Genomic DNA, 13,245 nt, shown 5'->3' with positions numbered 1-13,245 from the left:
CCCCGAGGCGCACCAGACGGATCGTCGTTCTCGGTTAGGCTGATGATAAAGAAACCTGTCGTTCGAAAAGAGACAACCTTTCGGCCCGCGCTACCCATTTGGGGGCCCTCGTCGCGGATAGCATTCATGCCGCCAGCGATACGTCAAACGACAAGCATGCTCGCTGCGGCGAGGGCCATCATCGCAGTGGCTGCCCATCCCAGAATGCGGATCGGCATGTTTGCGACGAAGCGCCCCATATTGTCCCGTTGCGTCGCAACCCACATCATTGAGGCCATGACAGGCACCGCGACAAAACCATTGACGACAGCGCTCCAGAACAGCGCCTTGATCGGATCAATCGGAGAGAAGCCTATCAGAAGGCCAAGCACGGTCGCCATGCCGATGACGCTATAGAAACCTCTGGCCTCCCAGGGTTTGTTCTCCAATCCACATTCCCACCCTTGCGACTCCCCCAAGGCATAGGCTGCCGAGCCGGCGAGAACCGGCAGGGACAGCAGGCCAGTTCCAATGATGCCGAGGCTGAACAACATGAAAGCGAAGTCGCCTGCGATAGGCCGAAGCGCTTCGGCTGCCTCGGCTGCGCTGCTGATTTCTGTCTTTCCCTGAACGTTGAGAGTCGCCGCCGTGCTGATCATGATCGCGATGGCGACGAGATTCGAAACGGCCATTCCAACGAAGGTATCGAACCGCATCCGCGCAAGCTGGCGATCTGCTTGATCGGGTGCTTTCCGCAGCGGTTCATCGACAGGCTTCCGCTCGATCTCCTCGACCTCTTGGCTGGTTTGCCAAAACATCAGATAGGGGCTGATCGTTGTGCCAAAGATCGCCACGACCATCGCCACGGTGTCGCTTTTGAACGAAAGCTCTGGTGCTAAAAAGCCCCAGGCGACGGCCGGCCAGTCGACCTTCGCTGCAAACAAGACCGCAACATAGGCCAGCAGGACGAGTGTCAGCCATTTGAGATAGACCGCGTAGCGCTCGTAAGGGACGAAGAGTTGAAGGCCCAGCGACAGGAGTGCGAGCGCAAGGGTGTAGATGAGAGCTGGCCCGCCGAAGGCGAGGTTACCGGCAGCGCCCATGGCTGCAAGGTTAGCGCCGATATTGATCGTATTGGCGATGAAAAGCAGGCCGACCAGGACCAGGACGACTGACTTAGGCAGGATCCGGCCAAGGTTCTGCGCAAGCCCGCATCCAGTGACCCGTCCGATTTGCGCGCTGACAAGCTGGACGGCGGACATGAGCGGATAAGTCAGGGCCATCGTCCAGAGCATGTTGAAGCCAAACTGGGCTCCGGCCTGTGAATAGGTCGCGATGCCGCTGGGGTCGTCGTCCGCCGCGCCGGTGACCAATCCAGGGCCAAGTTGCTTGAAGAGGGCAGCGCCTCGAAAACCTCGCCAAGACAGCGCCCGCTCCTTGGCCAGACTGCCATCAGCTACGTTTGCCATGGTTTTCTCTCCGTTTGGCATTCCGACGAGGAGAACTGTCGAGCTGACGCTTGCGTTCCCATTCCCTGGCGAATTCAAAAACTTGGGCGAGATCAAAAACTTGGGCGAGGCCAGAAACTTGGGCGAGGCCAGAAACTTGGGCGAGGCCAGAAATTTTGGAACGCGCGCTCCCGAGCGCCGTTCATGTCTCAGCGCAAAACCGGGGGTGATTGTGTTCGAGAATTTTCAACTCGACTTTATTGAAACGCCCGAAGCGACACTGCGCGTCCGCCACGGCGGCGCCGGACCACCCGTGCTGCTCTTGCACGGACATCCCCGCACTCACACGACTTGGCATCGTGTCGCGCCCATCCTCGCGCGGACCCACACGGTCGTTTGCCCGGATTTGAGAGGTTTTGGCCAGTCGGACAAACCTCCCGATAGCGTCGATCATTCCGGCTCGTCAAAGCGCGCCAAGGCTCGCGATTGCATCGCCTTGATGAGGGCATTGGGCTTTGACCGCTTTGCTCTGGTTGGCCACGATCGCGGCGCGTACACCGCTTTCCGCACAGCCATGGACCACCCGGATTCGGTCAACCATCTCGCCATTCTCGATGCCGTCCCGATTATCGAGGCCCTGGACCGCTGCACCGAACGATTTGCCCGCCAATGGTGGCATTGGTTCTTCTTTGCGCAGCCAGACAAGCCAGAGCGCGCCGTTCTCGCCGATCCGGACGCTTGGTATGGCGGCTCGGCGGAGGCCATGGGCATCGAGAATTTTGCTGACTTCCAACGCGCTATCCACGACCCCCGGACGGTGCATGGCATGATCGAAGACTATCGAGCAGGCCTCGGCATTGATCGCCTGCATGACGAAGAGGATCGCCGCCAAGGGAAGTTCCTGCGATGCCCGGTGTTGAGCCTCTGGTCGCTGCGCGACGATCTGGAGGAGCTATACGGTGATGTACTGGCGATCTGGAGGCCCTGGGCACCGGACCTCCGCGGCCATGGCATCGATAGCGGGCATCATATGGCTGAAGAAGCGCCTGACAGGCTGGCTGCGGAGTTGCTCCGCTTTATCAGCGCCGACACGCCAGGGTCGGAGCGTTCTTGTCCGCCTTGATCTTCGAAAGGGGAATCTGGTCTTCGGGAAGGGAAGTCGAGACGTCGTCGAGATTTGGACTACAGCACCAGGCCGAATATCGTATTCGGCCTGGTGCTGTAGAGACCATATGGCGGAGTTGACTTTGGAGTGCTCCGGTCAACGCCCGCCGAACAAGGCGCTAAGATCGATTTCCTCGTCCCGATGCTTTCCGCCCAGCTGGGCAGCCAGCCAGGCCGCGGCAGCGCCAAGCATCAACACGGCTGCAGTCAGGAAGGCGGTGATGACCGCCGTCTTGCGCGCACGCTCGGCGGCCTGCTTGGCCGCTTCCTTGGCCTGTTCAAGCTTGGCGAAGGCATCATCGACGCGCTTCTGGGCCTCGGGCTGCGGGATATTCATCCGGGCAGCGACGCGCGTGGCGAGGTAGTCGCGATCCGCCTGTTCGAGCTTTCCCGAACGGAGTCCAGTTATGAGGATCCGTGATGCTTCCTCACGCTCGCTCGCGGTCGGGGGCGTCGTTCCCGTGGATCTCATCACCGAGTCCAGTGCCGAGCCCAGCGGGTCGGCCTGCTGGTTGATCAGCGTGGCTGCTCCCCCGGCAGCCGCGGCCGCGCCAGTCACTGCCGTCTTGGCTGCACCCAAGAGCGACGAGCTTGCTATCATCGTCACCAGCAGTGCCCCGGCAGCCCATACGATCAACCCGTGCGCACCGTCCCGGACATGGCGTTCATGGTCGCTGGCATCGCCGGCCGGGCGGCGCATGCGGCCGGCGAGATAGCCGCCGGCATAGCATGCCGACACGGTGATCCAGATGGTCCAAAGGCCTGCGGCGACGGTAAGGGCCACCAGGCTGGAGGAGCGCGTCGTATCGGCTGAGATCAGTGACAGGCCCAGCGCTGAGCCGAAAGCGGCCATGACCGTGGTGATGGCCGCTGAAAGAACCGCGCCACCGAAAATGGCGCTCCATTCGAGATAAGAGCCGTCCGCACCGCTCTTGGCGGTCGTTGGGGAGACGACGACGACGTCAGTTGTGCCCATCGACATGATACTGCCCCTTATCGCAAGCCGAGGAACGAAAGGATCGCCAAGACGACCACGATGAGCCCGACGAGATAAATGATGCCGTCCATGATGCCCTCCATCGTCACACATGTGACGTCTGTAGAACGAGATCGGTAGTGACATGGTTCCACTAGGAACAGTGGAACCCTCGGAAAGGTCGGGGGTTCATCAGGCACAAAGCGGAGACATAAAACGGGAGGCCCGATCATGGGACGCGGCATATTACTTTGGATGTTGGGGGTTCCCCTGCCGCTCATTATTCTCCTGGCTTTGTTTCGCTAGGTAAGCGACACGGCCGGTTTGTCAGCGTGTTCAAGCTCCCTGAGGGATTTGGGTTTCATCGCGCCTTTGGCCCTGAAGAGCCTTTGGCACTGAAGATTTGTCAGCTGAAGACTTGGCTCGGAAGACTTGGCTCTGAAGACTTGGTAACTGAAGACAAATCCGGCGCGATCGATTTATGGGCATGACCCCGCTAGCCCCTCCGCTCGACACAACAGCTCCGAAGACTTTGGATGCCGAAGACTTTGGATCATGAGTCGCGGCGGTTCACCTTCACCACTCGCCCGGGAACAGCCCTGTGCCCGGCACGTTGATGGGGCGAGGGTTGCGCGGGAGTGGCGTCATGCATCGGACGGCGAAGGACAGGTTGATCGCGGCGCTGGCTGCGCAGCTTCGCGCCGAACGTGAGACGCGCGAGGCGCTCGCCTTCGTCATCGCCAACGGCCAGCTGGATGGCGCCGTGCTCAGCGCCATTCTGACGGACCCGATTCCGGTGTTCACGCAGGACGATCTCAATCGCGCCGATGAGCTGTCCCGGCAGGATCTGTCGCGGAAGGACCTGTCCCGGCAAAAGCTGTCCCGGAAAGCTCCGTCCCGGCGTGGCGGCAAGCCCTCGCGGCGGGAGGCGGCATAATGGCTCCGCGTCGCGCGTGGAGCGTTTCAAGCGAAGGGTCATAGGCGAAGGGTCATGGGCGAAGCTCGACAGCCAGGCACGCGATTGCACAAGGTCGCGGCGGACGAGCTGACGATCCGCCGCCTGCGACGCGGCAAGGGTTTCAGCTATCGCGATGCGGCAGGGTGCGCGATCCGGGATGCCGGCACGCTCGCCCGCATTCGCTCGCTGGCGGTGCCGCCCGCCTATGAGGATGTCCGCATCGCAGCCGACCCGCAGGCCCATTTGCAGGCCATCGGCAGGGACGAGGCCGGGCGCGTCCAGCATCGCTATCATCCCGCCTGGGAGAAGCGGCGCGAGCGCCGCAAATTGAAGCGGCTGCTTGGCATCCTCGGTGCGCTGCCGAAGCTGCGCGCGAGCGTCGCGCGCGACCTGAGGACGCGCGGGCTCGGGCGGGACAAGGCGCTGGCCTGCGCGGTCGCCATCATCGATCGTTGTCATATCCGGGTCGGCAACGAGGCTTACGCCACGGCCAATGGCAGCTTTGGCGCCTCGACCCTGCTCAAGCGCCATGTCGAGTTGACCCGCCGGCGGATCGCGCTGGTGTTCCGGGGCAAGAGCGGGGTGCAGGTCGCCTGCGCCTTCGAGGATGCGACCCTGGCGCGCGCGCTCGAGCGCATCATGACGTTGCCGGGGCGTCGGCTGCTGCAATATCGTGGCGACGATGGCAGCGTCTCGCCAATTCGCGCCGGCGAGATCAACGCCTATCTCCGCCGCGTTTCGGGTTGCTCCGTCAGCAGCAAGGATCTGCGCATGCTCGCCGGCAATGCCGCTGCGGCGGAATTTCTGCTCGCAAGCGGGAACGGGGCCGCGCCGGGCGACCAGAAGCGCGAGCTTGCCCTGGTCATGCGCGAGGTCTCGGGGCGGCTCGCCAACACGCCGGCGGTGGTGCGCAAGAGCTATGTCCACGAGATCGTCGTCAACGCCTATGCGAGCGGCCGGCTCAAGGCCTGCTATGACGGCGTGCGCGCTAGCGCCGGCTGTTCGCGTGCGGAGCGGGCGCTTGCCCTGCTGGCCGCCGAGGCCGCGACGCGATAGGGCGCAATCCCGAAGACCGGCCGGCAGCGCCGGCGGCTATGCTGAGAGATCGTTTGAGATTCACTCGGCCTCATCCTGAGGAGCCATTCCGGCGCTTTGAGCTTGCATCGGCGTGTCATGAGCCTGGCCCCTTGAGCAGGCGGTGCGCGACGCATGAACGGCGTCAACTGCCCGAGCCCTCGATGATGAAAGTATGCGACCGGCCGGAGTTCTGGCGGATGGGCCTCAGCGCACGATAGGCGGGAGAATCATACCAGGCCTGGGCCTTTTCCATGCTGTCGAAGGCGATGACGACGAGGCGGCCTTTCGACGGTTCGCCCTCCAGATTGGCGGTTCGCCCGCCGCGCACGATGAAGCGGCCACCGAACGGTTCGAAGGTCGACGCCACTTGCGCGCTATAGGGCTTGATGCCCTCCGGATCGGTCAGTTCGAAATCCGCCATGTAGAAGGCCGGCAGCGGCGCTCTCGCGCCCGTCTGCGCATGAAGCGCAGCCGCGCCCAAGATCGTCGCGCCAGAGATCGCCGCCGTCACGGCGACGGACAATATGAGAGGGGTCTTCATCGCTTGCTCCTGAGCTGCATCATCGCGCCTCGAACTGTGGGACATCGCGCTGCCATGGGCCGGCGGGTTCGGGCGACGCAGGCCGGCGCCGGTTCATCTCGATTTCGCGCTCAACTGGACCGGAATGGTCTCGATCAGCTTGCGCGCCGTGATCATCGGCTGGGTCACGGCGACGTATTTCTTGAAGTGGGGCGATTCGAGATGTGATCTGTAGGCCTCGTCGCTGGCGTAGATTTCGAAGAACCGCAGCCGCGCCGGATTATCCTTTTCGGCCACCGAATAGATCGCCAGCACGCCCGGTTCGAGCCGAACGGCATCCGCCATCTCCTCCCTGACGGCCGCTTTGTAGTCGTCCAGCCTGGCGGGATCGATATCGAGCTCGGCGATCCGCACGACGACGCCAGTCGGCATGTCCTGAGCGGAGGCATGACCGCCGATCAGGGCGCCAATGCTGATCGCAGCCGCCATCGATACATCTTTGATGCTCATCATTGCCTCCTCGGCAGGACAGTCGGTCGCATCGATCTCAGACGGGCTCGCCGGCACAGGCCGTCGACCAGCCGTCTCGCGTTCAAGCTGCCGTTTCGCATTCAGCGGACGGTGTAGCCGCCATCGACCGGCAAGGCGTGACCGATCACGAAGCTGGAGGCCGGGCTGCAGAGCCAGAGCACCGCATCGGCGATCTCCTCGGGGCGGCCAAGCCGGCCGATCGGGACCTCCTTCATCATCTCCGCCATGGCGTCGGCCTGGGTCTCCAGCATGACTGTAACCATCGGGGTCTCGATGATGCCCGGACAGACCGCGTTGATCCGGATACCCCGAGCCGCATATTCGAGCCCGGCGCTCTTGGTCAGCCCGACGACGCCGTGCTTGGAGGCGTGGTAGATGCCGCGTTCGCCGATGCCGACGAGCCCGCCGAGCGACGAGTTGTTGACGATCGCGCCGCTGCCCTGCTTTCGCATCTGGATCAGCTCGTGTTTCATGCAGTTCCAGACCCCGGTCAGGTTGACGCCGATGACGCGGGCGCAATCGGCCGGGTCCGCATCGGCGGTCTCGGCGACGGGGCTCTGGATGCCGGCATTGTTGAAGGCGGCGTCGAGACGGCCGAAGCTCGCGACGGTCTGCGCGACCATGTCCGCGACCGCGGCGAGATCGGAAACGTCGCAAGGGATAGCGACGGCGCGATGCCCGGCGGCGGTCAATGTCCCGGCGGCTGAGCGGACCGCATCCGCATGAATGTCGGCCAGCGCCACGGCCGCGCCGGCCTCGGCGAAGGCGCGCGCCGTCGCCAGCCCCATGCCGGAGGCAGCGCCCGTCACCAGCACAACCTTGCCTTGGAAATACCCGTCCACGGAACCGATCCCTGCCGTCGTTTTGATGAGCACGGACGATAAGTCGGCCGAGCGGCCCCGATTAGCCGGCCGTCACGGCTAGGGCCTAGCGATTGCCCTCATCAATGAGATGGGCTGGATCGACGCCGCCATTCATGAATCCTGCTGCTGAGCCCTATCGCCAAAGGCCTCCTAAAACCCGGGCTCGGGCGATGCCAAATTGGGGGCCGACATGGGCGACGCGTTGGCAAGATCTCACGGCGCAAGCTCGCACGGCAGTCGGCGCCGTCATCGAATCATCGGAAGGAACATGACATGAAGCTCGTCAGTGCGGCTCTGATCTCGCTGGGTACGTTGACGGCTGCCATCGCCGAAACCGGCTCCGGCCCGGCGCGCGCCTCGACGCCGGCCAGCATCCTGTCCTCTGCGGATGTCCGTTCCGTCGCGCCCGCCCTGGACAAATACACGCAGGACAATCTGCTCGGCGATCTCTGGAAGCGTCCGGGCTTAAGTCCGCGCGACCGCAGCATCGTCACACTGTCGGTGCTGATCGCGCGCAGCCAGACGATCGAGATGCCGTTCCATCTTGCGCTGGCCCTCGACAATGGCGTGAAGCCGGCTGAAATTTCCGAGATCATCACGCATCTCGCCTTCTATTCGGGCTGGGGCAACGCGACTGCGGCCGTGGCGGTGGCCAAGGACATCTTCGCACAGCGCGGCGTGCGGCCCGACCAACTTCCCCCCGCCTCGCCGACGCCGCTCCCGCTCGACCAGGCCAGCGAGCAGAACCGGGCGACCCGCGTCCAGGCAGATGTCGGCCCGATTTCACAAGGGCTGGTGAACGACACCGGCAGGCTGCTGTTCAACGATTTGTGGCTGCGGCCCGATCTTGCGCCGCGCGACCGCAGCCTGGTGACGGTCAGCTCCTTGATCGCCGGCGGACAGGTCGCTCAGATTCCCTACCATCTCGGCCGGGCCATGGATAACGGCCTGACGCAGGAGCAGGCGTCCGAGGTGATCTCGCACATCGCCTTCTATGCCGGCTGGCCGAACGCCTTCTCGACCGTGCCTGTGGCGAAGACCGTTTTCGAGTCCCGCAAGAAGTAGTCGGGAGGCTGCGTCGGGCGCCGCGCTACCTGCGATGGCGCAGCGCATCGATCAGCAGCGAGAAGGCCGGCGAGGCTTGGCGCCGGCTCGGATAATAGATGTGGTAGCCCTGCCAGACCGGGCACCAGTCGCCGAGCAGACGCACCAGGCGTCCATCGGCGAGATAGGGCTCGGCGATTTCTTCCGGCATATGGGCGATGCCGAACCCGGCGACGCTGGCCTTCAGATTCTGGAAGATGCTGTTGAAGATCAGCTGCCCCTCGACCCGGACCCGGACCTCGCGACCCTCCTTTTCGAATTCCCAGGCATAGAGCCCGCCATAGGTCGGCAGGCGCAGGTTGATGCAGCAATGCCCGACGAGGTCCTGCGGCGCCTCGGGCGTCGTACGATCGGCGAGATAGCTCGGCGCGGCAACGACGGCGAAGCGGATATCGGGGCCGATCCGCACCGAAATCATGTCCTTGGCGACCTGCTCGCCCATGCGGACGCCGGCCTCGAAGCCTTCTGCGACGATATCGGCCAGGCCGTAATCGCTGACGAGCTCGACCTTGATGTCGGGATAGGCGCTCAGGAACGGGACGAGCTTCTCCCAGATCACCGTGTCGATCGCGACGTCCGACGCGGAAATCCGGATGGAGCCGGCCGGCTTGTCCCTGAACTCGCTGAGAAAGGCGAGCTCCGCCTCGATCTCCTCGAAACGCGGCCCGACATTCAGCAAGAGATGCTGCCCGGCCTGGGTCGGCGAGACGCTGCGCGTCGAACGCGTCAGCAGGCGCACGCCCAGCCGCTGCTCGAGATGCTTGACGGTGTGGCTGAGCGCCGATTGCGAGACGCCGATCTTGGCGGCGGCCCGGGTGAAGCTCTTTTCGCGCGCGACTGCGAGGAAGGCCAGCAAGTCGTTGATGTTCTCGCGCGACATTCATGAACCCTTCTCATTGCTTGCCTGTCATCGAGCCCGATAGCGGCGGGCGCAAGGCCGCTTCGCGCTCTTGCAGGCGAGACGGCATTGATGAAGGTCGTTTCTAGGCCCATCCGATCTCGCCCGCCTTATCCCGGGGCTCCGTGAGTACCATATCGACGACAGGTTGATCCTATGGCCCCGGCCTGCGAGCGGCGCGCGCCGGCCGGTCATCGATATGGTCGCCCATCGCCGCGAATCTGATGCCCGCATCGTCGGTTTGGCTGGATGCGGACAGACGCACTGTACGGAAGAGGTCACCATGGACATCAGGAAAATAGGCTCCCAGCCCTCCGGCAAGGGCCCGAGCGACTACTTCACCGGAACCGTTCGCGTCGACCCGCTGTTCTCGGCCCCGTCGCCGGCCCGGGTCTCGGGCGCACGCGTCACCTTCGAGCCCGGCGCCCGGACGGCCTGGCACACTCATCCGCTCGGCCAGACATTGATCGTGACGGAAGGCTTCGGGCGGGTGCAGCGCGAGGGCGGGCCGATCGAGGAGATCCGGCCCGGCGACGTCGTCTGGTTTCCGCCGGGCGAACGCCATTGGCATGGCGCATCGCCGACGACCGCGATGACCCATCTCGCCATCCAGGAGCAGCTCGACGGCAAGGCCGTCGATTGGCTGGAGAAGGTTTCGGACGATCAGTACGGCGCATGAAGCGTCGGGTTCACATGCAGCGCTCATGACGATCCATCTCATCATCGACGGCGACGCTATCAACGGCAGGACGCTCTCCGCGACGCTCGACGACAGCGCCGCGGCGTGGGATTTCGCGGCCCTGCTGCCTCTGAGGGCGACGCCGAAGGACTATGCGCGGACCGAGAAGGTCGCCACCTGCCTGGCAAGCTCTCGACGGCAGGCAGTGCGCCGGGCTTCGATCCCTCGCCCGGCGACATCGCGTATTCCGCACCATGGCGGAATCTCGCGATCTTCTATCGGGATTTCGACTACTCCCCCAGCCTCGTCAGGCTGGGAACGATCAAGGATGGCGTCGAGGCCCTGGCAGGACCGGGGCCGCTCGACGTGACGATCCGGATCGCCCCGCGCTGATCCCAAGCCTGCGCCGCCCAGGGCGGGGCGGAGCAACCCGGTCCGTCAGCAAGGGTTTCATGAGCGGGCCTCATAGGCCCTTCCTGCCCGGCGCCCTTAACCGCGGAACCTGCGCAGCCCAAATCGATGGAACCGATCGACCTGGAAAGGACCCTGCTCATGAAGCCGCTCATGTGGTGCGTTGTCTCGCTCGCTGTCGGCGCGGCCGCGCCTGCGTATAGCGAAAGCTCGGTGATCTCCCGTAACGGCTCGCGCGCTTCGGCTCAGGGGCCGGCCCAGAATTTCACCGGCTCCGTCGTCGTCGATCCGCTCTACGCGCCAAGCGGAAGCACGCATGTGGGCGGCCACGTCTCGTTCTCTCCCGGCGCCCGCTCCGACTGGCACAGCCATCCCGCCGGGCAGGTGCTGATCGTCACCGACGGCACGGGATGGGTTCAGGAGGAGGGTGGCGAGAAGCGCGAAGTCAAGCCCGGCGACGTAATCTGGACACCGCCCGGTGTGAAGCATTGGCATGGCGCCACCGCGACCAACAGCATGAGACACATCGCCATCACCAATATGCGCGATGGCCGGAATGTCGACTGGCTGGAGAAGGTCACGGACGATGAGTACCGGAAATGACCGCCGGGCAGATGAGGCATCCGGCGCGGGCGCGGGAAACGCCCTTGCCCGAAGGCGAGGCAGCGCTGACGGCTTCGTGAAACGGCGGCGCGGGCGAACGCCCCTTCCCTCGGTTACACTCATCGCGCGCTACAGAGGTCTTGCATGACATCTTTCCTCCGCCGCCTCGCTTTCGCTGGTTGGATCGCCAGTTTCGCCTGGGTCCAGTCGGAAGGCGTTTTTGCGCAAGGGGCCGGGGCGACGCGAGGCGGCGGCCCATCGCAGGCGGTTCCGGCATCGTCGGGGGCTGCCGGCACGGCCTTGCCGTCCCAGTCCTTGCCATCCCCGTCCGTGACCCGCCACACGATCGATTTGCCCGGCCGGACCCTGCAGTACACGGCAACGGCCGGAGCGCTGCCGGTGCGCGACCAATCCGGCCGGCTGCTGGCAGAGATCGCCTATGTCTCCTACGCGCTCGACCGCGAAGGCGCAGCTGTCGCGGCCGAGCGTCCCGTCACCTTTGCCGTCAATGGCGGGCCGGGCGCAGCCTCGGCCTATCTCCATCTCGGCCTCATGGGCCCCAGGCGCCTGCCCTTCGGCCGGCAGGGCGACACGCCCTCCTCTCCCACCGACCTCGTCGCCAATGCCGAGACCTGGCTGGATTTCACCGACCTCGTCTTCATCGACCCCGTCGGTGCGGGCTTCAGCCGGTTCGCGCCCGGCAATGACGATGCGCGCGGCCTGCTCTGGTCGGCCGAAGGCGACTACAAGTCGCTGGCGCGCTTCATCGCGAACTGGCTGCGGCTCAACGACCGCCTCGGCTCGCCCAAATTCATCGTCGGCGAAAGCTATGGCGGCTTTCGCGCGCCCAAGATCGTCAGCGAGTTGCAGACATCCGACGGGGTCGGGCTGTCGGGCATGCTGCTGCTCTCGCCCGTGCTCGACTTCACCTATCAGCGCGATGCCCGTGGATCGCCGCTGCGCTGGGCGGTTCAGCTCCCGTCGCTGGCAGCTACCCGACTCGAACACGAAGGCCGCCTGTCGCGCCGGGCGCTCCTGGAGACCGAGAGCTATGCCGCCGGCGACTATCTCGCGGATTTGTTGAAGGGGCCGCGCGACAAGGCGGCGGTGCAGCGGATCATCGAGAGGGTCACCGCGTTGACGGGGCTTGACCGGATGCTTGTCGAACGGCTCGGTGGAAAGATCGACACGGGCACATTCCTGAGAGAGATCGGCCGCGATCGGCAACTGGTCGGCAGCCCCTATGACGGGGCGGTGTTTGCTCTCGACCCCGACCCTGACGCGGCCCGGACCCAGGCGCCCGATGCGGTGTTGGAGGCCATCACCGCCCCGCTGACCGGCGCGATGCTGCGCCTCTACGCCGACGAGCTGAAATGGCAGCCCGACGGCCGCTATTTCCTGCTCAACGAGGACGTCTCACGGCGCTGGAGCTATGGGCAAGGCCGGGGAGACCGGGAAACGATGCGGGAGCTGCGCAGCGCGCTGGCGCTCGATCCGCGTCTGCAGGTCATCGTGGCGCATGGCATGACCGATCTCGTCACGCCCTATTTCGAAAGCAAGCTCCTGCTCGATCAGCTGCCGCCGCTCGGCGACGAGGCGCGGGTCAAGCTCGAACTCTTCCCAGGCGGCCACATGTTCTATTCGCGCGACGCCTCGCGCCAGAACCTGCGCGAAGCCGTCCGCATGATGATCGAAGCGCGGCGCGGCCTTTGAGGCGGCGCCGTTATCCGAAGGCTCTGCATGCAAAAGGCGCCGCCCGGCGGGCGACGCCTTCGGTTGCGACGGTTACTCCGTCGCGGTCGCGGCGGTCTCGGCGGCATTCGTCCCGGAGGCATTTTTGGCGACAACGGTCACCTGCTCGGCCTGAGAGGCAGCCGTCGCCTGCTGGCGGTCGCTGTGCAGCGAAGCCTGCGTGTCGGTCTTGCCAAGCGAACACGCCATCGCGGAGGAGGCGGAGAGGGCAAGAGCGGACAGCACGATAGCGATCTTCATGATCTGGATCCTCACCTTGTTGAACCATGGAAGACATCACGT

Annotated in this window: 14 protein-coding genes and 1 pseudogene; 8 read left to right on the top strand and 7 right to left on the bottom strand. The window is 64.6% G+C overall.

Annotated elements, in window-relative coordinates:
• Positions 1–143 precede the first annotated feature (143 nt).
• Positions 144–1,448, bottom strand: coding sequence for an NRAMP family divalent metal transporter (locus tag BHK69_RS15060; protein ID WP_069690807.1), 1,305 nt, complete (start codon positions 1,446–1,448; stop codon positions 144–146).
• A 211-nt stretch (positions 1,449–1,659) separates the two neighbouring features.
• Here BHK69_RS15060 and BHK69_RS15055 point away from each other — a divergent pair, with 211 nt between their 5' ends.
• Positions 1,660–2,550: an alpha/beta fold hydrolase gene (locus BHK69_RS15055; protein ID WP_069693680.1), complete on the top strand. Its 891-nt coding sequence runs from the start codon at positions 1,660–1,662 to the stop codon at positions 2,548–2,550.
• A gap of 138 nt (positions 2,551–2,688) precedes the next feature.
• On the opposite strand, the gene BHK69_RS15050 is transcribed toward BHK69_RS15055, so the two are convergent.
• Complete coding sequence (locus BHK69_RS15050) at positions 2,689–3,714, bottom strand: hypothetical protein (protein ID WP_199578890.1); 1,026 nt, start codon at positions 3,712–3,714, stop codon at positions 2,689–2,691.
• 523 nt (positions 3,715–4,237) lie between these two features.
• Here BHK69_RS15050 and BHK69_RS15045 point away from each other — a divergent pair.
• Together BHK69_RS15045 and BHK69_RS15040 are read left to right on the top strand one after the other, a co-directional pair.
• Positions 4,238–4,504: a hypothetical protein gene (locus tag BHK69_RS15045; RefSeq protein WP_342029727.1), complete on the top strand. Its 267-nt coding sequence runs from the start codon at positions 4,238–4,240 to the stop codon at positions 4,502–4,504.
• A gap of 54 nt (positions 4,505–4,558) precedes the next feature.
• Positions 4,559–5,581, top strand: coding sequence for a DNA topoisomerase IB (locus BHK69_RS15040; RefSeq protein WP_069690804.1), 1,023 nt, complete (start codon positions 4,559–4,561; stop codon positions 5,579–5,581).
• 163 nt (positions 5,582–5,744) lie between these two features.
• On the opposite strand, the gene BHK69_RS15035 is transcribed toward BHK69_RS15040, so the two are convergent.
• From BHK69_RS15035 to BHK69_RS15025, 3 genes are all read right to left on the bottom strand, one after another.
• Positions 5,745–6,143 carry a DUF1330 domain-containing protein gene (locus BHK69_RS15035; protein WP_083269445.1) on the bottom strand — a complete coding sequence of 133 codons (399 nt, stop codon included), beginning with the start codon at positions 6,141–6,143 and terminating at the stop codon, positions 5,745–5,747.
• A 93-nt stretch (positions 6,144–6,236) separates the two neighbouring features.
• Positions 6,237–6,632 carry a putative quinol monooxygenase gene (locus BHK69_RS15030; RefSeq protein WP_069693678.1) on the bottom strand — a complete coding sequence of 132 codons (396 nt, stop codon included), beginning with the start codon at positions 6,630–6,632 and terminating at the stop codon, positions 6,237–6,239.
• Between the two features lie 101 nt (positions 6,633–6,733).
• A complete protein-coding gene (locus BHK69_RS15025) occupies positions 6,734–7,441 on the bottom strand; it encodes an SDR family NAD(P)-dependent oxidoreductase (protein ID WP_425285570.1) in 708 nt (235 codons plus the stop codon).
• A 348-nt stretch (positions 7,442–7,789) separates the two neighbouring features.
• Here BHK69_RS15025 and BHK69_RS15020 point away from each other — a divergent pair, with 348 nt between their 5' ends.
• Positions 7,790–8,581, top strand: coding sequence for a carboxymuconolactone decarboxylase family protein (locus BHK69_RS15020; RefSeq protein ID WP_069690803.1), 792 nt, complete (start codon positions 7,790–7,792; stop codon positions 8,579–8,581).
• A gap of 25 nt (positions 8,582–8,606) precedes the next feature.
• Here BHK69_RS15020 and BHK69_RS15015 read toward each other — a convergent pair whose 3' ends face one another.
• Positions 8,607–9,500 (bottom strand): LysR family transcriptional regulator, encoded by an 894-nt coding sequence (locus BHK69_RS15015; RefSeq protein WP_069690802.1) that lies wholly within the window; start codon positions 9,498–9,500, stop codon positions 8,607–8,609.
• 301 nt (positions 9,501–9,801) lie between these two features.
• Between BHK69_RS15015 and BHK69_RS15010 the strand changes: the two genes are divergently transcribed.
• The 4 genes and pseudogenes from BHK69_RS15010 to BHK69_RS14995 all read left to right on the top strand — a co-directional run bounded on the left by BHK69_RS15010 (position 9,802) and on the right by BHK69_RS14995 (position 12,924).
• The gene (locus tag BHK69_RS15010; RefSeq protein ID WP_069690801.1) at positions 9,802–10,197 is read left to right on the top strand and encodes a (R)-mandelonitrile lyase; all 396 of its coding nucleotides are present in this window, start codon (positions 9,802–9,804) and stop codon (positions 10,195–10,197) included.
• A 25-nt stretch (positions 10,198–10,222) separates the two neighbouring features.
• Positions 10,223–10,590, top strand: a pseudogene (locus tag BHK69_RS15005) (cyclophilin-like fold protein).
• Positions 10,591–10,749: 159 nt separating this feature from the next.
• Positions 10,750–11,211, top strand: a complete 462-nt coding sequence (locus tag BHK69_RS15000) for a (R)-mandelonitrile lyase (RefSeq protein WP_069693676.1) — start codon at positions 10,750–10,752, stop codon at positions 11,209–11,211.
• Between the two features lie 144 nt (positions 11,212–11,355).
• A complete protein-coding gene (locus tag BHK69_RS14995; protein ID WP_083269439.1) occupies positions 11,356–12,924 on the top strand; it encodes a S10 family peptidase in 1,569 nt (522 codons plus the stop codon).
• Between the two features lie 72 nt (positions 12,925–12,996).
• Here BHK69_RS14995 and BHK69_RS14990 read toward each other — a convergent pair whose 3' ends face one another.
• Positions 12,997–13,203 carry a hypothetical protein gene (locus tag BHK69_RS14990; protein ID WP_069690800.1) on the bottom strand — a complete coding sequence of 69 codons (207 nt, stop codon included), beginning with the start codon at positions 13,201–13,203 and terminating at the stop codon, positions 12,997–12,999.
• Between the last annotated feature and the right edge of the window lie 42 nt (positions 13,204–13,245).

It is taken from the genome of Bosea vaviloviae (assembly GCF_001741865.1).
GTDB classification, from domain to species: Bacteria; Pseudomonadota; Alphaproteobacteria; order Rhizobiales; family Beijerinckiaceae; genus Allobosea; species Allobosea vaviloviae.
Note: the sequence above shows the minus strand (reverse complement) of the source record. Positions and strands in the feature narration are given on the sequence as shown.